The sequence below is a fragment of the Mesorhizobium sp. M3A.F.Ca.ET.080.04.2.1 genome (assembly GCF_003952525.1).
Classification (GTDB): domain Bacteria; phylum Pseudomonadota; class Alphaproteobacteria; order Rhizobiales; family Rhizobiaceae; genus Mesorhizobium.
In genome coordinates, this window is record NZ_CP034451.1 from 3,415,592 (window position 1) to 3,435,359 (window position 19,768).

Sequence of the window (19,768 nt, forward strand, 5' to 3'; positions counted from 1 at the left end):
TCCTTGCTCCGCCCCAGGATGATGACGTTCCAAGGATATCGGCCAATCGCCACGGTCTGCGATTGGGTCAGCCAAAATCCCCGTGCTCAGCAACGAGAACGTCATGAAAGAAATCTCCTGCAAGCTGCTCGTCGTCGGTGCCGGTCCAGGCGGTTATGTCTGCGCCATCCGCGCCGGCCAGCTGGGCGTCGACACCGTCATCGTCGAGGTTGGCAAGCCGGGCGGCACCTGCCTCAATGTCGGCTGCATCCCGTCCAAGGCGCTCATCCATGCGGCGGAAGAGTTCGACAGAATCGCGCATCTGGCGGGGGCACAGAGCCCGCTCGGCATCGCGGTGGCCACGCCGGCGCTGGATCTGGCGCGGACGATCAGCTGGAAAGACGGTATCGTTAGCCGGCTCACCAGCGGCGTCGCGGGGCTATTGAAAAAGGCCAAGGTCAAGACCGTGCATGGCTGGGCGACGTTCCGGGACGGCAAGAGCGTCGTGGTCGAGACCGAGACCGGGACCCAAATCATCCGCGCCGAGACGGTGGTGATTGCCACCGGCTCGGCTTCGGTCGCCTTGCCGGATCTGCCCTTCGGCGGACCGGTCATCTCGTCGACCGAAGCGCTGGCGCTCAGCGAAGTGCCGGGCAAGCTCGTCGTGGTCGGCGGCGGCTATATCGGGCTCGAGCTCGGCATGGCCTTTGCCAAGATGGGCGCCAAGGTCACTGTGGTCGAGGCGTTGCCGCGCGTGCTGGCGCAGTATGACGCCGAGCTGACAAGGCCGGTGCTCAAGCGTCTGGGCGAACTCGGCGTCGAGGTGATGCAAGGCGCCAAGGCCAGGGGGCTGTCGACCAAAGGCGATGCGCTGCTTGTCGAGGCGGCCGACGGCAAGAACGCCAAACTCGCTACCGACAAGATCCTGATAACGGTCGGCCGCAAGCCGCTCACCGAGGGTTGGGGCCTGGAGCAGATCGACCTCGACATGGCGGGAAAATTCATTCGCATCGACGACCAGTGCCGCACCTCGATGCGCGGCATCTACGCCATCGGCGATGTCACCGGCGAGCCGATGCTGGCGCATCGCGCCATGGCGCAGGGCGAGATGGTGGCCGAGATCGTCGCCGGCCACAAAAGAAGTTGGGACAGGCGCGCGATCCCGGCGATCTGCTTCACCGATCCGGAGCTGGTCACCGCCGGGCTGTCGCCGGACGAGGCGAAAGCGCTCGCGGGCGAGATCAAGATCGGGCAGTTTCCGTTCTCCGCCAACGGCCGCGCCATGACCAAACAAGGCGAGGACGGTTTCGTCCGCGTCGTGGCGCGGGCAGACAATCACCTGGTGCTCGGCATCCAGGCGGTCGGGCAGGGTGTGTCGGAGCTGTCGGCGGCCTTCGGCCTGGCGCTGGAAATGGGGGCGCGGCTGGAAGACATCGCCGGCACCATCCATGCACATCCCACGCAGGGCGAGGGGTTCCAGGAAGCGGCGCTGAAGGCGTTAGGCCACGCGCTGCATATTTAGAGGGAGCGATGGCCGGCAGGCCAGAGGGGGTCGATGCGACTGGATGCGACTCCGTTGCGACAGATGGAGGTTGGCGCTCCACGCGCGGCGACCCTCTGTCGCCTTCGGCGACATTTCCCCTCAAGGGGGAAGATCACACAGCTCACCCCGCTAATCGGCTCACCATCTCGTGCTGGGCGTAGGCGCGGCCGAAGCGGTTGGCGAGGAAGGCGTCGAGCGCGATGTCTTCCTGGCGGACAAAGCCCTTGGCCGGCAGGGTGCCGTCGGCCAGCATGTCGAGCACGGCGCAGATGCCGGAGGCGGTGGTGATCTGGATGGCGCTGCGCACGACGTCGCCGACGCGGTGCGAGTAGATCTTGTTGGCGTAGGTCTCCTGCAGCAGGCGGCCGTTCCTGCGGCCGGAGACGGTGACGAAGACGATGACCACGTCCTGCAGCGTCGCCGGCAGCGCGCTCTCGAAAATGTCCTTCAGCACGTCGCGGCGGTGGCGCAGCCCGAGATCGTTGAGCAGCGCCTTCATGATCGCGGCGTGGCCGGGATAGCGGATGGTGCGGTAGTTCAGCGTGCGCACCTTCCCCTTCAGCGTCTCGGCCAGCGTGCCCAGACCGCCGGAGGTGTTGAAGGCCTCGTAGGTGACGCCGTCGAGCGAGAACTCCTCGCGCTCCTCCAGCGGCGGCACCTCGATCAGCTCGCCCTCGACGATCGCCTCGCAGGGCTCGCAATATTCGTTGATGACGCCGTCGGTACTCCAGGTCAGGTTGTAGTTCAGCGCGTTGGACGGATATTGCGGCAGGGCGCCGACGCGCATGCGCACGCTTTCCAGCGTGTCGAAGCGGCTGGCGAGATCGTTGGCGACGATCGAGATGAATCCCGGCGCCAGGCCGCATTGCGGAATGAAGGCACTGTTTGCGGCGCGCGCCAGCTCCTTCACCCGGCGCGTGCTGACGACATCCTCGGTGAGGTCGAGATAGTGCACGCCGGCGGCGGCGGCTGCCTCGGCGATGCGCGTGGTGAGGTGGAAAGGCGCGGCGCTCAGCACCGCGAACTTGCCGGCGAACACTGCCTCCAGCGCGCCCGGCGCCGCGATGTCGAGCTCGCGCGTCGCGACGGCGGCGGGCAATTCGGCCGCGGCGAACTGGGCGGCCGAGCGGTCGACGAGCGTGACGTGATAGTCGCCCGTGGCGCTGAGCATCTCGGCGATGGTCGAGCCGATCTTGCCGGCGCCGACGACAACGATGTTCTTCATGATCATACCCTCTCCAATTCGGGTGGGCCAATTCGGACGGGGCCGATTCGAGCTGCCGGGATCATCGCAGCTTGCCCGTCGAAAAGAAGCGTGGAATCTGTCAAAGTGAAGCTCAAGTTTAAGCTTATTGCCGAGAGGTTTCGTCGAAATGATCAGCAATGCCGAACAGGCCCTGCTTTCGCTGCTGCGCGCCAACGCACGCGCCTCGACCGCGGAGCTCGCAAGACAGCTCGGCGTGTCGCGCACCACGGTGCAGAGCCGGATCGAGCGGCTGGAACAGCGCGGCATCATCGCCGGCTATGGCGTCAGGCTGTCACCGGACTATGAGCAGGGGCTGGTCAAGGCGCATGTCCTGCTCACCGTCACGCCCAAGCTCGCCGACAAGGTGGTGCGCAGCCTGGAGGCGCTGCCGCAAGTCAGGACGCTGCATTCGGTGAGCGGCAATTTCGACATGATCGTCATCGTCGACGCGCCGTCGATCCGCGATCTCGACGCGCTGCTCGACCGGATCGGAGCGATGGACGGGGTGGAACGGACGTCGTCGTCGATCATCTTGTCGACGCGGGTGGATCGGTGAGGCGGGGCGGTGGAACTGCTGATCTCCCCCCTTGCGGGGGAGATGGCCGGCAGGCCAGAGGGGGGTGTGAAGGAATGCCGGCTTTGGCCTGTCTTCTCGTGCCAGTCACATGTTAGGAGACGCCGGCGGGACAGCACCCCCCTCTGCCTTGCCAGGCATCTCCCCCGCAAGGGGGGAGATTGGATGTCGCGGCGGCCTTCGCCAATCTCAAGCGTCGGCTCCTACGCCCGCCTTCTCTCCGGCCCGTTGTCCAGCCACGCCACATCTTCCGCCGACAGCTCAATGTCCAGCGCCTTCAAGCTGTCCTCGAGCTCGTCCAGCGTGCGCGGACCGATCAGCGGCACCGACGGGAAGGGCTGCGCCAAGACGTAAGCCAGCGCGACATGGATCGGGCTCTTGCCGAGCCTCCGCGCCAGTTCGATCGCCCGGTCGCGGCGGCCGAAATTCTTCTGCGAATACCAGACGCGCACCAACTCCTCATTGTCGGTGCGGTCGCGGCCGGCGCGATCGGTGAAGAAGCCGCGGCCCTGGCTCGACCAGGCGAAGTTCGGCATCTGCCTTGCCGTCAGCCAGGCTTTCCAATCATCGCTCGAAGAAGTGATGCAGCCGGCCCAGATCGGCTCCAGCATCTCGGCCAGCGAGAAATTGTTGGAGAGCGCGCCCGGCTTCTGCTTGCCGGTGCGCTCGGCATAGGCAATCGCCTCATCCATGCGCTCCATCGTCCAGTTGGAGCCGCCGAACGGGCCGCGGATGCGGCCGGCCCTCACCTCCCGGTCCATGGCGTCGACGAATTCGCCGACCGGCACGTCCGAATTGTCGCGGTGCATGAAATAGATGTCGACATGGTCGGTCTGCAGCCGGTCGAGCGACTGGGCGAGCTGCTTGCCGATCACATCGGGGTAGCAGAGCGGCGAATGGGCGCCCTTGGCGATGATGACCGACTGTTCGCGCACGCCGCGATTCTTCAGCCATTGGCCGAGCAGCGTCTCGGTGTAGCCGCCGCCGTACACATAGCCGGTGTCGAACAGATTGCCGCCGGCCTCGAAATAAGCGTCGAGCAGGATCGAGCCCGAGGAGAAGGTGCGGAAATCCTCGAAGCCGAGCGCCAGCCGCGAAGCCGGCCGCGGCAGTCCCGGAATGGTGCGCTTGCCGATGGCGGTGCCGCCGGCCCTGAGCGGCCGGCCGGAGATGGTGTTGATGCGCTTTGCCGGCTTCTCGATTTCGTATTCCAGCCCGACCGCGGCACGCCATTTGTCGAGAACACGCAGATTATGGAGGCTGTCGGCCCAACTCATGCCCGGCCAGGCGAATTCCTGCCGGCCCGCTTGGATTGCTTCGCCCGCAGCGTCGACCTCGAAGGAATAGAGATGACGCGTCTCGTTGACGCTGACGGTTTCGCGCGCAGCCCCGGATCGGACCACGTCGATCCGGCCCAGGCCGACATCGCGGTTGCCGCCGGCGAACCAGAAGTCGGGCACCTCGATGTGACCCTTGGTGCCGAAGATGCGCAGCACATTGTCCTGGTTCAGCGAAATGCTGCAGGAGACCTCGGCGACGATGCCGCCCGGGAAGGTGAGCAGCGCCGAGGCCCACTCGTCGACTCTCGATTGGCCGAGATGGGCGGCACCCACTACCCTGTCCGGCTCGAGGAAAGGTCGTCCCGCCGCCGCACCCGCGATCAGCCGCGCCATCGACACCGGATAGCCGCCGACATCGAGAATGCCGCCGCCGGCAAGCTCGTTGGCATAAAGCCGATGCTCGGGCATGAAGCCCGGCATGGCGAAGCCGAAGCTCGACTTGATCATGCGAACCTCGCCGATGACGCCTGACTTGATCAGCTCGACCAGCTGCCGGGTCTGCGGGTGAAGCCGGTACATGAAGGCTTCGCCCAGGAACGTGCCGGCCTTGCGGGCCGCGTGCATCATGGCATCCGTCTCGAAGGCGGTCAGCGCCAGCGGTTTCTCGCACAGCACATGTTTGCCGGCTTCCGCGGCCTTGATTGCCCATTCGGCGTGGCCGGGATGCGGTGTCGCGATGTAGACGGCGTCGACGCAGTCATCGGCAAGCAGCGCCTCGTAGCCGCCGAGGATGCGCGCACCCGCAAAGGCTTCGGCGAGTCCCGGCTTGCCGGGGTTGCGGGCGCCGAGCGCGACCAGCTCGCCGGTACGCGACTGCGCGACGCCGCCGGCGAAGGATCTTGCGATGCTGCCGGGCCCGAGAATGCCCCAGCGAATCTTTCTGGATATGGATGTCATGTCAAAATTCTCCATGGGTCGCCGCGCTCGCCTTGGCGATCGGGCAGGAAAGGAAAGTCAGCGGATGCGCGCGCCTGTCTTATCGAAGAGCAGCGAGCGGTCGGCCTTGATCGAGACGGTGAAGTGGTCGCCGCTGGCGCGCTGACGCGCGGCCTCGCGCTCGATGATCAGCTCCTCTGGCCCGGCATCGGCATAGACGTAGCTTACCGAGCCCAAATGCTCGGCGACCTCGGCCTTGACGGCGATGTCGCAGTCGCCTTGCCCGGCCTCGAAGAAATGCTCGGGCCGAACGCCGAGCGCCACCTCGGCGCCTGCGGCCGGTGCCGCGTCGCAAAGCGGCTTGCGCAGTCTCGCGCCGCCATGATTGACGAGTTCGATGGTCGCGAAGCCGTGCCCTGCCTCGACGACCCTCGCGGCGATAAAATTCATCTTCGGCGAGCCGATGAAGCCGGCGACGAAGCGATTGGCCGGATCGTCGTAGAGGTCGAGCGGAGCGCCGATCTGCTCGACATTGCCGGCCTTGAGCACGACGATCCGGTCAGCCAGCGTCATCGCCTCGGTCTGGTCGTGCGTCACATAGATCATGGTGGCGCCGAGTTCCTTGTGCAGGCGCGAGATTTCGATCCGCATCTGGACTCGCAATTCGGCGTCGAGGTTGCTGAGCGGCTCGTCGAAGAGGAAGACCTGCGGCTCGCGCACGATGGCGCGGCCGATGGCGACGCGCTGGCGCTGGCCGCCGGACAATTGCTTCGGCCGCCGCTGCATCAGCTCGTCGATGCACAGGATTTCGGCGGCGCGCTTCACCCGCCGATCGGTGTCGGCCTTGGGGTTGCCGTTCATCCTCAGACCGAAGCTGAGGTTCTGCTCCACCGTCATATGCGGATAGAGCGCGTAGGACTGGAAAACCATGGCGATGCCGCGGTCGGCCGGCTCGACATCGTTCACCACCTTGCCGCCGATGGCGATCTCGCCGCTGCTGATGTCCTCGAGCCCGGCGACCATGCGCAAGAGCGTGGACTTGCCGCAGCCGGACGGGCCGACGAAGACGACGAACTCGCCATCGGCGATGTCGATGCTGGCGCCATGGACGACTTCGAAGACGCCGAAGCGCTTGACGACATTGGTGAGGGTGACCGCAGCCATCCTGGTCCTGTCCTATTTGACTGCGCCGGCGGCGATGCCGGCGATGAAATGACGCTGCAGCAGCACGAAGACGACAAGCATCGGCACGGTCAGCATGACGGCGCCGGCCATGATGCCGCCCCATGAAACCTTGGTCAGGCCGATCAGCGTGCCGAGCGCGACCGGCGCCGTCATCGCGCCGGGCTGGCTGTTGATCAGCAGCGGCCACAGATAATTGTTCCAGGAGGCGAGGAAGAGGATGATGGCAAGCGCCGCCAGCATCGGCCGCGCCAGGGGCAGCGCGACGAAAAGGAAGATGCGCCACTCCTTCACGCCCTCGACGCGCGCGGCGTCGAACAGCTCGGCCGGCATCATCGAGAAGGCCTGGCGCATGAAGAGCACGCCGAGCGAATTGAACAGCGGCGGCACGATCAGCGCGACCCAGGTGTTGGCGAGCTGGAAGTCGCGCGCCACCATTATGAATTGCGGGATCAGCACGACCGCATAGGGAAGCGTGATGGTGCCGAAGATGATCGCCACCACCATGCCCTTGCCGAAGAACTCGTAGCGCGCCAGCGCCCAGCCGGCCATCGAGGTGAGCAGCACCGACAGAAAGGTGTAGGTCACCGCGACCGAGACCGAGATGCCGATGGCGCCGATGAAATTGGTGTCGCGCTCGAGATTGCCGACATTGTCGAGGAAGCTGTCACGCGGCAGAAGCTGGATGCCGGGGCTGAAGATGGCGTTGTCGGGCATGGTGGCGAACACCACCATCATCCACAGCGGGAACAGCCAGACCAGCGCCAGCGGCGTCAGGACGAGATGCAGCAGGATGCTGCGGCCGAGGCGATTGTTGGCGCGCGAGGTCATTTCGGGTCTCTCGTCAGCCAGAGCTGCACCAGGGTGATGGCGATCGCCAGCCCGGCCATGGTGTAGGCGATGGCCGAGGCATAGCCGAAATTGAGCGAGCGGAAACCCTGGCGGTAAAGCAAGAGACCCAGCGTCTCGGTGCCGCCGCCCGGTCCGCCGCGCTCGGTGATCAGGAACGGCTCGGTGAAGAGCTGCATGGTGCCGATGATCGACAGCACGGCGCAGAAGACGATCACCGGCTTCAGCAGCGGCAAGGTGATGTAGAAGAACTGCTTGACCTTGCTGACGCGATCCAGCGTCGCCGCCTCGTAGACGTCGTCCGGAATGGACTGCAGGCCGGCGAGGATGATGATGGCGTTGTAGCCGGCCCAGCGCCAGGTGACCGCGATCATGATCAGCGCCATGGCCGGCGTGTCGTTGGAGAACCAGTCGATTTTCGGCAGGCCGACGCCGTTGAGCAGCTTGTTGACGATACCGAAATCAAGGCTGAACATCAGCCGGAACACCGCCGAATAGGCCACCTCGCCGACCACGACCGGAGCGAAGAAGGCGAAGCGGTAGAGACCGCGCAGTTTCAGCAGTGGCGAATTCAAGAGCACCGCCATCACGATCGCCAGCGCGATCATCACCGGCACCTGGATGACGAGGATCAGCAGGGTGTTCTTGAGCGCGTTGAAGAAGGCCGGGTCGCCGATCAGGCGGCCCCAGTTGAAGGCCGGCGCGAATCGCCACGGCACGGTGCGAGTCGCCTGGAAGGAGATCAGGAAGGAACTGATGATCGGCCAGATCCAGAAAATGGCGAAGACCAGCAGATAGGGCGTGAGGAAGCGATACGCGGTGGCGTTCCGGTAGCGCATCGTCTTCCTCCTTTCCGGTTCCGGGATTGTGACATGCCGCCTCTGGCGTCGTGTCAGCTATAATGCCGGTGTGGCTCGCGGTTCCATTTCAGCGCAGCCTCAACTGTCGATGCCGCCGCCGCCCCTCATCGCCCGCCGGGCACTTCTCCCCGTATAGTGACGGGGAGAAGGGGCTGGGCGCACCGCCGGCGCCCCCCGACCTTGGCGATTGGCGAAACCGTTGGCGACAGCGCCCCTCTCCCCGTCACTATACGGGGAGAGGATGCCGGCAGGCAGGTGAGGGGCAGCGCCGACGGTCCGGCAATCTTGCTGTCGAAACTGCCAGCGGCACCATTCCCGCCTCCTCACTTTACCGGCAGGCCGGTCGCCGAGGCGATCTGGTTGGCGGCGTCGTCGAGCGCCGCCTTGGCATCCGGATAGCCGCCGCCCAGATATTTGGTCTGCACGGCGCGCATGATGATCTCGGCATCGCTCTGGAACTGCGTGCCGCGGCTCGGCACCACCTTGGGCAGGGTGGCGAGAATGTCCTTCCACACCGCCTGGCCGCCCCAGTAGTCCAGACCCTGCGAGACGTAGGGGTCTTGGAGCGCCGAGATCAGCGACGGCACCAGGCCGAAATCCTTCAGCATGGTGATCTGGCCTTCATTGGTCTCCAACGTGTATTTCAGATAGGCGTAGGCCGCTTCCTTGTTCTTGCTGGCCGAGGTGATGGCCAAGGAGGAGCCGCCGAGATTTGCGGCACGCGGCCCGTCGGCGGTGAGGCTGGGCATCGGGTAGACGCCCCACTTGCCGCTCTCCTTCGGCGATTCGGTGCGGATCGTGCCTTCATACCAGCCGCCATAGACCTGGCTGGCGACGGTGCCGGCGGTGTTGTTGGTGATCTTGGTGCCCCAGTCGGCCGACGACATGATGCCGGCGTCCTTCATCTCCTTGATCTTGGTCAGGGTATCGACGCATTTCGGCTGGTTGACCGTGATCGACTGGCCGTCCTCGGCGAAGTAGCCGCAGCCTTGCTCGTTGGAGATCATCCGGAAGAATTCGGTGTCGCCGTTGAAATCGGCATTGGTCATGGTGACGCCGGGATTGACGGCCTGGATCTTCTTGCCGGCGGCGATGAAATCGTCCCAGGTCTTGATCGAGGCGGGATCGACGCCAGCCTTTTCGTAGAAGTCGCGGCGGTAGAACACCGCCACCGGTCCGGAATCCCACGGCATCGCGTAGGCCTTGTCGCCCACTTCGAGCTCGGTGCGCTTGAAATCGGGGAATTTCTTCTCGTCCTCGGCGGTGTAGCCAAGCGTGTGCAGGTCAACGAAACAGTCGGGGAACTGACTCCAGTAGTTCTCGGCCTCGCCATTCTCGATCGAGACGATGTCGGGCAGACCGACGCCGCCGGCGGCGCAACCGGCAATCGACTTGTCATAGGTAGGCTGATTGCCGAGGTCCTGAACGGTGACCTTGATGTCGGGATACTTCTTGTTGAAGCCGGCTACCGTGGCCTTCAGCGAGGAAGCGGCGATGTTCCAGCTCCAAATCGTGATTTCGCCGGATTGCGCCAGCGCCGGGCCGGAGCCCAGCGCAAGCAAAAGCGTGGCGCAGGTCAGTGTGGTGCGCATTGAAATCCTCCCATTTCGTTTGCTCTCTCACCGTGAGCGTGGCTAGATTATGCGGCGCGGAAGGCTTGTCCCCGACAAAGGGAATAAGAAGTTGGCGGAAAGTAAGATGCCTGGGCGTCCGTTCTATCAGCCCGGCGCGAGCAGCGTCGAAGGCCTGCCCTTGGCGCTGCAGATGTTCCACAACCATCCGCTGGTGATGCTGAAACCCCACTGGCACGCCCAGGTCGAGGTGAACTTCATCGTGCGCGGCAGCGTGCATTACCGCATGGCGGAGCATGAGATATCGCTTTCGGCCGGCGAGATGTGCCTGTTCTGGGGCGGCCTGCCGCACCAGATGGACGACCTGACGGATGACGCCATCTATGCCGGCGCGCACCTGCCGCTGGTGCATTTCTTCAGGCTGCATTTGCCGGCCGATGTCAGGCACCGGCTGATGACCGGGGCGACGCTGGTGACGAATGCCACCGACCAGTCTGACAATGATAATTTCAGACGCTGGAACGAGTATGCGCGCTCGGGCGATCCGGCAAAGGCCGAACATGCCGTCAACGAGCTGCTGTTGAGGCTCGAGCGGGTGCGCTTCGAGCCGTACCGGCTGGTGCCGGGGACCGGACCGGGGCAAGGTGCCGGCAATCCCTTCGACCAGCAGTCGTCGCGCAATGTCGGGCGCATGTGCGACTTCATCGCCGAAAATTTCCTTTACGACATCGATTGCGTGAACATCGCTGCCGCCGCCGACATTCACCCGAAATACGCCATGAGCCTGTTCAAGAAATCGACCGGCATGACGCTCAACGAGTATGTCAACCTGCTGCGGCTGAGCTACGCGCAGGCGCTGCTGATGCATGAGGATGCCAATGTTCTTAAGGTGGCGATGGACTCCGGCTTCGGCTCGCTGAGCGCCTTCAACAAGTCGTTCCGCAAGCTTGCCGGCATGTCTCCCTCCGATTTCCGCAGGGCGGGCGGCCGGTAGCCCATCACCTCTCTCCCTCACGTGCCGCGCGGCGGGCGCTCTGCCACAATATGGCGAGGCAGCCGAGCAGGATCAGCACGCCGCCGGCGAGCGGCGGCAGTCCGAGCAGCTTCACGGCCGCTCCGATCAAGGCGATCAGGACCAGCGCCAACAGCGCCAGGCTGCCGTCGTCGACGAACATGCCGACCAGCTCCTTCAGGATGAGGCTGAGGATCTTCATCGGGCGCTTCCTTCAGCGGGCCTAGGATAGACGCCGCGCAGCCGGCGCACGATGGCGAAGGACGTCCCGGCAATGATGCCGAAAATGGCTATGAGCGCGAAATCCTCGCCGGGCCACTCGGCGCCGAGGCCCTCACCGGTCCAGAATACGCCGAAGCTGGTCAGCATCAGCCCGACAATGAATTTGAGCGCGTTTTCCGGAACGCGCGCCAGCGGGCGGTGGACGGCCAGGCCGACAAGCATCACCAGCACGAAAGCCGCCAGCGCACCCAGGCTGGCATAGAGCGTCTGCCCATGCGCGGCGCCGACGGCGACGACGATGAACACCACCTCCACGCCTTCGAGCAGCACCGCCTTGAAGGCCGCCACGCCGGCCAGGTAGTCGGCGCGGCGGTCGGCCGCCTGGCGGCCAAGCGCGGCGGTCTGCCGCAAGAAGGCCGCCTCCTCGTCGCGCAGCGCGAGGATGCCGGCTCTGCGCAGGATCGCCTTGCGCAACCAGCGCATGCCGAACAGGATGAGAAGCACGCCGACCACGAATTGCAGGACGGTGATGGGGACGAGCGCCAGCAGCGGTCCGAAGGCCAGCACCAGCGCCGCCAGCACGGCGAGAGCTAGCGCGGCGCCCGTCAGCGCCGGGCGCCAGCTGCGCGTCACGCCGACGGCAAGCACGATGGTGAAGGCTTCGACGACCTCGACAAAGGACGCCAGGAACGATGCCGTGACGGTGGAGAGGATGGGTGTCAGGTCGTGCAAAGGTCGGGTCTCCAGCATTGCCGCCGAGTGATCACGCTCGACGCGCAGCCCTTGTTCAATCGGTTATGAAGCCCAAACTATGGCAGATTGGAATATGCGGACGACCGGCGGCGGCGTGCCCGCCTTGCAGCCCGATCTTAGGCGATGCCATAACGCCACGAACCAGCTAAGGAAACAACCGGATGGCGATACCGGCGAGACGTCTTTCCCCACGCACCCCGATCGACGGCCGGCACCGGCAGATGCTGATCGACGGCCAGTGGTGCGACGCTGTCAGCGGCCGGACATTCGAAACGCGCAACCCGGCCACCGGCGCCCTGATCGGCACCGTGCCGCAGGCCGACGCGAAAGACATCGATCTCGCGGTTTCTGCGGCGCGCCGCGCCTTCGAAGGGCCGTGGAGCCGGTTCAAGCCCTATGAGCGACAGCTGCTCCTGCTGAAGATTGCCGATCTGATGGAGCGGCATTGGGAAGAGCTGGCGCTTTCCGACACCACCGATATGGGCATGCCGATCACCCGCACCCTGGCCAACAGGAACCGCGTGCTCGGCATGCTGCGCTTCTATGCCGGCATGGCGACGTCGATCCACGGCCACACGATCGGCAATTCGCTGCCGGGCGAGATCGTCTCCTACACGCGCAAGGAGCCGGTCGGCGTGGTCGGCGCGATCATTCCCTGGAATGCGCCGACCGCCGCCTCGATCTGGAAGATCGGCCCGGCTCTGGCCACCGGCTGCACCATCGTCTTGAAGCCCTCGGAAGAGGCGCCGCTGACGCCGCTCCTGATCGCCGACCTGATGCAGGAGGCCGGCGTGCCGCCCGGCGTCGTCAATGTCGTGACCGGCACCGGCGCGGAAGCCGGCGCGCCGCTGGCCGCGCATATGGATGTCGACAAGCTTGTCTTCACCGGCTCGACCGCCACCGGCCAGGCCATCCTGCGCGCCTCGGCCGCCAACATGAAGCGCGTGTCGCTGGAACTCGGCGGCAAGTCGCCGGTGATCGTCTTGGCCGATGCCGATATCGAGCGCGCCGTGCCGGTGACGGCGATGTCCGTGTTCGCCAATTCCGGCCAGATCTGCATTGCCGGCTCGCGGCTTTTCGTCGAGCGGCCGATCTACGACGAATTCGTCGAGCGCGTCGCCGCCTTCGCCGCGAAACTCCGCATCGGCGACGGCGCCGATCCCGACACCGAGATCGGGCCGCTGATCTCACCGCGGCAGCTCGAGCGTGTCACAGGCTTCATCGAGGACGGCGCGCGCGAAGGCGCGCGGCTGCTGACGGGCGGCATGCGCATCACCGAGGGCGCCCTGGCCGCCGGCAATTTCATGACGCCCGGTGTGTTCTCAGGGGTCAGCGACGGCATGCGCATCGCGCGCGAGGAAATTTTTGGGCCGATCATCTCGGCGCTGCCCTTCGACACGCTGGACGAGGCGGTGCGGCGCGGCAACGACACGCCCTACGGACTCGGCGCCGGCGTGTTCACCCGCGACGTCGGCAAGGCGCATCAGCTCGCCAACCGGCTGCGCGCCGGCTCGGTCTGGGTCAACACCTATCACGCCATCGACCCGGCGGTGCCCTTCGGCGGCTACAAGATGAGCGGCTACGGCCGCGAGGGCGGCGCCGAGCATCTCGATGAATATCTCCACACCAAGGGCGTCTGGATCCGTACTGATTGACAGTCTGTATCAATTCAGTGTCCGTTGAATCGCTGCCCTGCCCTACTACCTGTCTTCACGAAATTCCCAGGCCGAAAGCGTTGGCTTTTCCTGGGCAACAAACGAATTTCAGCGGCTCGGCGAGCCGCTCCGGACTGGAATGGAGCGCATGAAGAAGATCGGGTTTCTTTCGTTCGGGCATTGGTCGCCCGCGCCGCAATCGGGCACGCGCTCGGGAGCGGACGCGCTGCTGCAATCGATCGACCTGGCGGTCGCGGCCGAGGAGCTCGGCGCCGACGGCGCCTATTTCCGCGTCCACCATTTTGCCCGGCAGCTCGGCTCGCCCTTCCCGCTGCTGGCCGCGGCGGGCGCGAAGACGAAGCGGATCGAGCTCGGCACCGCCGTCATCGACATGCGCTACGAAAACCCGCTCTACATGGCCGAGGATGCCGGCGCGGCCGACCTGATCGCCGGCGGGCGGCTGCAGCTCGGCATCGGCCGCGGCTCGCCCGAGCAGGTGATCGATGGCTGGCGATACTTCGGCTACGTGCCGGAAGAGGGCAAGAGCGACGCCGACATGGCGCGCCGCCACGCCGAGATTTTCCTGGACCTGCTGCGCGGCGAAGGTTTTGCGCAGCCCAATCCGCGGCCAATGTTTCCCAACCCGCCCGGGCTGCTGCGCCTGGAGCCGTTCTCCGCTGGCCTGCGCGAGCGCATCTGGTGGGGTGCCGCCACCAACGCCACCGCCGAATGGGCGGCCAGGCTCGGCATGAACCTGCAGAGCTCGACGCTGAAATTCGACGAGAGCGGCGAGCCGCTGCACATCCAGCAGGCCGAGCAGATCCGCGCCTACCGCGCCGCCTGGAAGGAAGCCGGCCACGCCAGGGAGCCGCGCGTCTCGGTCAGCCGCAGCATCTTTGCGCTCGTCAACGACATGGACCGCGCCTATTTCGGCGGCAGCGAGGGCGAGGACCATTTCGGCTATATCGAGCCGGAGAAGCGCGCCGTCTTCGGCCGCACCTATGCCGCCGAGCCGGACGTCCTGGTCGAACAGCTCAGGCAAGACCAGGCGATCGCCGAGGCCGACACGCTGCTGCTCACCGTGCCCAACCAGCTCGGCGTCGACTACAACGCCCATGTCATCGAGGCGATCCTGAAGCACGTCGCGCCGGCGCTGGGCTGGCGCTAAGCCGGACCGACTTCCCCAATATTGCTGCGGCGCTCGGGATGTGGCTTACCGTCGATATTGACACCTGATAAAATAACATCTTACTTTCACGTAATCGGTTACGTAACCGATTACGGCGTAATGAGTGGAGGAAAGCATGAGCAAGACTTCAAAGTCGCATGGACTCGATCTAAGCCGCTTCTCGCGGCGCCAGTTTCTCAGGACCAGCGCGCTTGCCGCCGGCGCGCTCGCACTGCCATTCGGCCCGGCTTTCGCTGCCGACAAGCCGAAGGTCGGCCTGGTCATGAAGTCCCTGGCCAACGAGTTCTTCAAGCAGATGCAGGCCGGCGCCGAGGCGTATGCGGCCAAGAACAAGGACAAGTTCGATTTCGCCGCCGTCGGCATGAAGGACGAGCGCGATTTCGCCGCGCAGGTCGATGCGATCGAGAACTTCATCACCCAGAACTACAACATCATCGTCGTGGCGCCGGCCGATTCCAAGGCCATGGTGACGCCGATCGCCAAGGCGCTGAAGGCCGGCATCAAGGTCATCAACATCGACGTCGCGCTCGACGAGGAAGCCAAGAAGAAGGCCGGCATCGATCTCGCCTTCTTCGGCCCGGACAACCGGGCCGGCGCCAAGCTGGCGGGCGACGCGCTCGGCAAGGCGCTGGGCAAGGGCGGCAAGGTCGTCATCCTCGAAGGCAATCCGGAGGCCGACAACGCCAAGCAGCGCAAGCTCGGCTTCGACGACGCGGTCAAGGAACACGGCCTCGACCTGCTCGACTCCAAGACGGCGCATTGGGAGACCGAGGAAGCCAACACGCTGATGACCAACTTCCTTACCCAGCACCCGGATATCCAGGGCGTGATGGCGGCCAACGACTCGATGGCGCTCGGCGTCGTCAAGGCGATCGACGCGGCCGGCAAGTCGGGCCAGATCAAGGTGGTCGGATTCGACAACATCCCGGCCGTCGGGCCGCTGCTCAAGGAAGGCAAGATGCTCGCCACCGTCGAGCAGTATGGCGCGCAGATGGCGGCGCTCGGCATCGACTACGGCCTGCGCGAGCTCGCCGGCGAAAAATTCTCCGGCTGGGTCAAGACGGACATCAAGCTGGTCACGGCGTGAAACTGCCAACGGCACCAGCGTCGATAGCTGGTGCTATCGCCCATTTTACCTGATCGTCGCCGCCGGCCTGTTCCGGCGGCGAGGATGGCGCGTTCCTATCGCTTTCGCGGTAGAAGAGCGGAGCTCAGGACTTTTCGCTGCCCATGGACGACGTGATTCTTTCCCTTCAAGGGGTCGGAAAGATCTTTCCCGGCGCCGTCGCGCTGAGCGACGTCTCGCTGTCGATCGCGCGCGGCGAAACCCATATCATCCTGGGCGAGAACGGCGCCGGCAAGTCGACGCTGATCAAGCTGCTCGCCGGCATCTACCAGCCGGACAGCGGCTCGATCGCATTCAACGGCGCGCCCTATGAGCCGAAGACGCCGCATGATGCGCAGCAGAGCGGCATCCGCATCGTGCATCAGGAACTCAACCTGCTGCCCTATCTCAGCATCGCCGAGAACCTGATGCTGGAAAGCCTGCCGCGCCGCGCCTTCGGCATCGTCGACGGCAAGGCGCTCAACCGGCGCGCGGTGGCGTTGCTCGAGGAGGTCGGGCTCGACGTCGACCCCCGGACCCGCGTCGAGGCGCTGGGCGTCGCGCAGATGCAGCTGGTCGAGATCGCCAAGGCGCTGAGCTACGACAGCAAGCTCCTGGTCCTCGACGAACCGACGGCGACGCTGACGCCGCCGGAGATCAAACGGCTCTTTTCCATCATCAAGCGGCTGAAGGCCAAGGGCGTCACCATCATCTACATCTCGCATCGCCTGCATGAGGTGTTCGAGATCGGCGACCGGGTGACCATTTTGCGCAACGGCAGGCTGGTGGCGACACGCAACCTCCGCGGCCTCGCAGTGCCCGACCTGGTGCGCATGATGATCGGCCGCGACATCGCCGACGAATACAGCTTCGACGCCTCGATCGTGCCGGGCAAGATCGCGCTGAGCGTCGCCAGTCTGAAGCGCAGCGCAGCGACGCCCGAAATTTCCTTCGCCGTCCGGCATGGCGAGATCCTGGGCGTCGCCGGATTGGTCGGCAGCGGCCGCACGGAGGCCATGCGGGCCCTGTTCGGCGCCGATCCCAAGCTCGACGGCATCGTCGAGATCGACGGCAAGCCGGTAGCGATCACCGCACCCAAGGATGCCGTGCGGCATGGGCTCAGCCTGCTCACCGAGGACCGCAAGGGCCAGGGGCTGCTGCTCGACCTGGCCGTCGACAAGAACATCACCATCACCGATCTGGCAAAGGTTTCGCGCCATGGGCTGGTCAACCGCCGCGCCGAAGCCGCAGTGGCCAGGGATCTGATCGGCCAGCTGCGCGTCAAGGCAAGCTCGATCGAGCAGGCGGTGCGAAACCTCTCGGGCGGCAACCAGCAGAAGGTGGTGCTGGCCAAATGGCTGTTCCGCGGCACCTCAACGCTGATCCTCGACGAGCCGACGCGCGGGGTCGACATCGGCGCGCGGCGAGAGATCTACCAGCTGCTCTGGATGTTGGCGGCGGCGCAGAAGGGCATCATCATGGTGTCGTCCGACCTGCCCGAGCTGATGGGCATGTGCCACCGCATCATCGTCTTCTCGAAGAACAGAATCGTCGGCGAGGTGCCGCGCGCCGAATTCGACCAGGAGCGCATCCTGTCGCTGGCCTATCAGGAGTATGTGCGACCATGAGCGAGACGTCCGAACCCCTCGTGGCGGCGCCCGTTTCCCCCGGCCGGGCGAAGTTCCTGCGCTTCCTCATCCGCGACGCCGGCGTGCTCCTGGCGCTGGTGCTGATCACGCTGTTCTTCTCGCTCAGCGCGCCCTATTTCGCGACGCCCGGCAATGCGTTGAAGATCTTCGTGCAGATCGCCATCAACACGGTTCTGGCGGCAGGCATGACCTTCGTCATCCTCACCGGCGGCATCGACCTTTCGGTCGGCTCGGTGCTGGCGCTGTGCACCGTGGTCGGCGCGACGGTCATGATCAACGAGAGCCTGTCGCCGGCGGCGGCGATCACGCTGGCGCTGCTCGCCTGCATGGCAACCGGGGCGGCCTGCGGCCTGCTCAACGGCTGGATCTCGACGCGCTGGAAGATCCCCTCCTTCATCGTCACGCTCGGCATGCTCAACATGGCGGCGGGTGCCGCCCGCGTCGTCAGCGACAACTCGACCATCACCGGCCTGCCGCAGAGTTTCGTCGATTTCGGCAACCTGATCATCGGCGGCTTCCTGCCGTCGATCTTCCTGGTCGCGGTGCTGGTCATCGCGGCCGGCTGGTTCGTGCTGCGCTTCACCGTCTTCGGCCGCATGATCTTCGCCGTCGGCACCAATGACGAGGCGGTGCGGCTCTCCGGCCATAACCCGGACTTCTACAAGGTCGCTGCCTTCACCATCAGCGGCCTGACGGCCGGCATCGCGGCCATGGTCTATCTCCTGCGCCTCAACATCGGCAGCCCGATCGCCGGCGTCGGCTACGAGCTCAACGCGATCGCCGCCGTCATCATCGGCGGCACCAGCCTCAGCGGCGGCAAGGGCTCGATCATCGGCACGCTGGTGGGCGCCTGCATCCTGCAGGTGCTCAGCACCGGCTTGCAGCTGCTTGGTGTCGGCGACAATTTCAAGCCGATCGTGATTGGCCTTGTCATCGTGCTCGCCGTCATTCTAGACGCGTATCGGGAGCGGCTGTTGCGGAGGATCCGCTAATGCACGCCGCGCAAAAATGCGTAGGCGTTTTTTCGCCCGGAGTTGCGTGGGACAAGCAGGAGTAACCAGGACCAAAGGGCTATGACAACGATTGCCGATGTCGCGCGCTACGCCGGAGTGTCCGTCGCAACCGTGTCGCATGTGATGAACCGCACGCGCCATGTCGAGCCAAAGACGGCCGAGCGCGTGCGCGCGGCGATCGCCGCCCTGCGCTACAGCCCCAATTCGCTGGCGCGCAGCCTGCGGCGCGGCGAGACCAAGACCATCGGCCTGCTGCTGCCCGACAATTCTAATCCCTTCTTCGCCAGCGTCGCGCGCCAGATCGAGGATGCGGGGTTCGTGGCCGGCTACACGGTGATCCTGTGCAACTCCGACGGCAACGCCGAAAAGGAGGAGCGCTATCTGTCGGTGCTGATGGCCAAGCAGATCGACGGGCTGATCTTCGCCGGCTCGTCGGACCACGCGCGGGTGTTCTCGCGCCTTTCACCCGACGTGCCGGCGGTGCTGCTCGACCGCGAGATCCATTCGGTCAATGTCGATTCGGTGCTGGTCGACCACGATCACGGCGGCTATCTCGCCGGCCGCTACCTGGTCGGGCTCGGCCACCGAAGAGTCGGCGTGATCGGCGGTCCGCGCGATTCGAGCTCCAGCCCCGCCCGCCAGCGCGGCTTCACCCGGGCGCTCGAGGAAGCGGGCCTCGACCTGCCCGCCGCATCGGTGGTGGATTCGGACTATCAATTCGCCGGCGGACGGCTGGCGATGGAACGCCTGATGGAACAGGTGCCGGAGATCACGGCGGTGTTCGCCTGCAACGACCTGATGGCGATGGGCGCCATCACCGCGCTGCGCTCGCGCGGGCTGCGGGTTCCCGACGACATGTCGATGGTCGGCTTCGACGACATTCCCTATGCCGTCACCACATGGCCGCCGCTGACGACGATCGCCCAGCCGGTGGAGAAGATCGGCACGCGCGCGGTGAGCCTGCTTCTCGAGCGCCTCGGCGAGCCGGCGGCGCCGTCGCGCCGTGAGGTGCTGGCGCCGGTGCTGGTCGAACGGGAGAGCTGCGCGGCGGTGCGCGGATAAAGCATGGATCTCGAAATTGAGAACAGGTTTTCTTACTTCGGGCCGTGAACTCATAAATGCGGAAGGACCAGCACGGGTGGAAAGCAGG

17 protein-coding genes are annotated in these 19,768 nt (G+C 65.3%); 9 read left to right on the top strand and 8 right to left on the bottom strand.

Annotated features, from left to right (window positions below):
* The first annotated feature begins 103 nt into the window (after positions 1-103).
* Positions 104-1,501, top strand: coding sequence for a dihydrolipoyl dehydrogenase (lpdA, locus tag EJ074_RS16320; RefSeq protein WP_095805457.1), 1,398 nt, complete (start codon positions 104-106; stop codon positions 1,499-1,501).
* Between the two features lie 142 nt (positions 1,502-1,643).
* On the opposite strand, the gene EJ074_RS16325 is transcribed toward lpdA, so the two are convergent.
* Positions 1,644-2,747: a saccharopine dehydrogenase family protein gene (locus EJ074_RS16325; RefSeq protein ID WP_095805458.1), complete on the bottom strand. Its 1,104-nt coding sequence runs from the start codon at positions 2,745-2,747 to the stop codon at positions 1,644-1,646.
* Positions 2,748-2,895: 148 nt separating this feature from the next.
* Between EJ074_RS16325 and EJ074_RS16330 the strand changes: the two genes are divergently transcribed.
* Positions 2,896-3,324, top strand: coding sequence for an Lrp/AsnC family transcriptional regulator (locus tag EJ074_RS16330; protein ID WP_095805342.1), 429 nt, complete (start codon positions 2,896-2,898; stop codon positions 3,322-3,324).
* A gap of 221 nt (positions 3,325-3,545) precedes the next feature.
* Here EJ074_RS16330 and EJ074_RS16335 read toward each other — a convergent pair whose 3' ends face one another.
* The 5 genes from EJ074_RS16335 to EJ074_RS16360 form a co-directional block, all read right to left on the bottom strand.
* Positions 3,546-5,579, bottom strand: a complete 2,034-nt coding sequence (locus tag EJ074_RS16335) for an aldo/keto reductase (RefSeq protein ID WP_129553582.1) — start codon at positions 5,577-5,579, stop codon at positions 3,546-3,548.
* A 57-nt stretch (positions 5,580-5,636) separates the two neighbouring features.
* Positions 5,637-6,722 (bottom strand): sn-glycerol-3-phosphate ABC transporter ATP-binding protein UgpC, encoded by a 1,086-nt coding sequence (gene ugpC, locus EJ074_RS16340; protein WP_095805343.1) that lies wholly within the window; start codon positions 6,720-6,722, stop codon positions 5,637-5,639.
* 12 nt (positions 6,723-6,734) lie between these two features.
* Positions 6,735-7,571, bottom strand: a complete 837-nt coding sequence (locus EJ074_RS16345; protein WP_095805344.1) for a carbohydrate ABC transporter permease — start codon at positions 7,569-7,571, stop codon at positions 6,735-6,737.
* Positions 7,568-8,428 (bottom strand): sugar ABC transporter permease, encoded by an 861-nt coding sequence (locus EJ074_RS16350; protein WP_129553583.1) that lies wholly within the window; start codon positions 8,426-8,428, stop codon positions 7,568-7,570. Before EJ074_RS16350 ends, EJ074_RS16345 begins: the two co-directional genes overlap by 4 nt.
* 344 nt (positions 8,429-8,772) lie before the next feature.
* Positions 8,773-10,041, bottom strand: coding sequence for an ABC transporter substrate-binding protein (locus EJ074_RS16360; RefSeq protein ID WP_095805346.1), 1,269 nt, complete (start codon positions 10,039-10,041; stop codon positions 8,773-8,775).
* A gap of 106 nt (positions 10,042-10,147) precedes the next feature.
* Here EJ074_RS16360 and EJ074_RS16365 point away from each other — a divergent pair, with 106 nt between their 5' ends.
* A complete protein-coding gene (locus EJ074_RS16365) occupies positions 10,148-11,014 on the top strand; it encodes a helix-turn-helix domain-containing protein (RefSeq protein ID WP_095805460.1) in 867 nt (288 codons plus the stop codon).
* A 4-nt stretch (positions 11,015-11,018) separates the two neighbouring features.
* Here EJ074_RS16365 and EJ074_RS16370 read toward each other — a convergent pair whose 3' ends face one another.
* Together EJ074_RS16370 and EJ074_RS16375 are read right to left on the bottom strand one after the other, a co-directional pair.
* Positions 11,019-11,234: a hypothetical protein gene (locus EJ074_RS16370; RefSeq protein WP_095805347.1), complete on the bottom strand. Its 216-nt coding sequence runs from the start codon at positions 11,232-11,234 to the stop codon at positions 11,019-11,021.
* Positions 11,231-11,986, bottom strand: coding sequence for a COG4280 domain-containing protein (locus EJ074_RS16375; RefSeq protein WP_095805461.1), 756 nt, complete (start codon positions 11,984-11,986; stop codon positions 11,231-11,233). The genes EJ074_RS16370 and EJ074_RS16375 overlap by 4 nt, the downstream gene beginning before the upstream one ends.
* A gap of 182 nt (positions 11,987-12,168) precedes the next feature.
* On the opposite strand from EJ074_RS16375, the gene EJ074_RS16380 reads away from it, so the two are divergent.
* The 6 genes from EJ074_RS16380 (at position 12,169) to EJ074_RS16405 (ending at position 19,680) form a co-directional block, all read left to right on the top strand.
* Positions 12,169-13,662, top strand: coding sequence for an aldehyde dehydrogenase family protein (locus EJ074_RS16380; protein ID WP_095805348.1), 1,494 nt, complete (start codon positions 12,169-12,171; stop codon positions 13,660-13,662).
* A 148-nt stretch (positions 13,663-13,810) separates the two neighbouring features.
* Entirely contained in the window at positions 13,811-14,830 is a 1,020-nt protein-coding gene (locus EJ074_RS16385) for an LLM class flavin-dependent oxidoreductase (RefSeq protein ID WP_129553584.1), read from the top strand.
* Between the two features lie 136 nt (positions 14,831-14,966).
* Positions 14,967-15,938 carry a sugar ABC transporter substrate-binding protein gene (locus EJ074_RS16390; protein WP_095805463.1) on the top strand — a complete coding sequence of 324 codons (972 nt, stop codon included), beginning with the start codon at positions 14,967-14,969 and terminating at the stop codon, positions 15,936-15,938.
* Between the two features lie 143 nt (positions 15,939-16,081).
* Complete coding sequence (locus EJ074_RS16395; RefSeq protein WP_165349947.1) at positions 16,082-17,584, top strand: sugar ABC transporter ATP-binding protein; 1,503 nt, start codon at positions 16,082-16,084, stop codon at positions 17,582-17,584.
* Entirely contained in the window at positions 17,581-18,597 is a 1,017-nt protein-coding gene (locus EJ074_RS16400; protein WP_095805350.1) for an ABC transporter permease, read from the top strand. Before EJ074_RS16395 ends, EJ074_RS16400 begins: the two co-directional genes overlap by 4 nt.
* A gap of 81 nt (positions 18,598-18,678) precedes the next feature.
* The gene (locus tag EJ074_RS16405; RefSeq protein WP_095805351.1) at positions 18,679-19,680 is read left to right on the top strand and encodes a substrate-binding domain-containing protein; all 1,002 of its coding nucleotides are present in this window, start codon (positions 18,679-18,681) and stop codon (positions 19,678-19,680) included.
* The last annotated feature ends 88 nt before the right edge of the window (positions 19,681-19,768 follow it).

What these genes read in the sequence shown, in the direction of transcription:
- lpdA (WP_095805457.1), top strand. Translation starts at nt 104, where the DNA reads ATGAAAGAAATCTCCTGCAAGCTGCTCGTCGTCGGTGCCGGTCCAGGC.
- EJ074_RS16325 (WP_095805458.1), bottom strand. Translation starts at nt 2,747, where the DNA reads ATGAAGAACATCGTTGTCGTCGGCGCCGGCAAGATCGGCTCGACCATC.
- EJ074_RS16330 (WP_095805342.1), top strand. Translation starts at nt 2,896, where the DNA reads ATGATCAGCAATGCCGAACAGGCCCTGCTTTCGCTGCTGCGCGCCAAC.
- EJ074_RS16335 (WP_129553582.1), bottom strand. Translation starts at nt 5,579, where the DNA reads ATGACATCCATATCCAGAAAGATTCGCTGGGGCATTCTCGGGCCCGGC.
- ugpC (WP_095805343.1), bottom strand. Translation starts at nt 6,722, where the DNA reads ATGGCTGCGGTCACCCTCACCAATGTCGTCAAGCGCTTCGGCGTCTTC.
- EJ074_RS16345 (WP_095805344.1), bottom strand. Translation starts at nt 7,571, where the DNA reads ATGACCTCGCGCGCCAACAATCGCCTCGGCCGCAGCATCCTGCTGCAT.
- EJ074_RS16350 (WP_129553583.1), bottom strand. Translation starts at nt 8,428, where the DNA reads ATGCGCTACCGGAACGCCACCGCGTATCGCTTCCTCACGCCCTATCTG.
- EJ074_RS16360 (WP_095805346.1), bottom strand. Translation starts at nt 10,041, where the DNA reads ATGCGCACCACACTGACCTGCGCCACGCTTTTGCTTGCGCTGGGCTCC.
- EJ074_RS16365 (WP_095805460.1), top strand. Translation starts at nt 10,148, where the DNA reads ATGCCTGGGCGTCCGTTCTATCAGCCCGGCGCGAGCAGCGTCGAAGGC.
- EJ074_RS16370 (WP_095805347.1), bottom strand. Translation starts at nt 11,234, where the DNA reads ATGAAGATCCTCAGCCTCATCCTGAAGGAGCTGGTCGGCATGTTCGTC.
- EJ074_RS16380 (WP_095805348.1), top strand. Translation starts at nt 12,169, where the DNA reads ATGGCGATACCGGCGAGACGTCTTTCCCCACGCACCCCGATCGACGGC.
- EJ074_RS16385 (WP_129553584.1), top strand. Translation starts at nt 13,811, where the DNA reads ATGAAGAAGATCGGGTTTCTTTCGTTCGGGCATTGGTCGCCCGCGCCG.
- EJ074_RS16390 (WP_095805463.1), top strand. Translation starts at nt 14,967, where the DNA reads ATGAGCAAGACTTCAAAGTCGCATGGACTCGATCTAAGCCGCTTCTCG.
- EJ074_RS16395 (WP_165349947.1), top strand. Translation starts at nt 16,082, where the DNA reads ATGGACGACGTGATTCTTTCCCTTCAAGGGGTCGGAAAGATCTTTCCC.
- EJ074_RS16400 (WP_095805350.1), top strand. Translation starts at nt 17,581, where the DNA reads ATGAGCGAGACGTCCGAACCCCTCGTGGCGGCGCCCGTTTCCCCCGGC.
- EJ074_RS16405 (WP_095805351.1), top strand. Translation starts at nt 18,679, where the DNA reads ATGACAACGATTGCCGATGTCGCGCGCTACGCCGGAGTGTCCGTCGCA.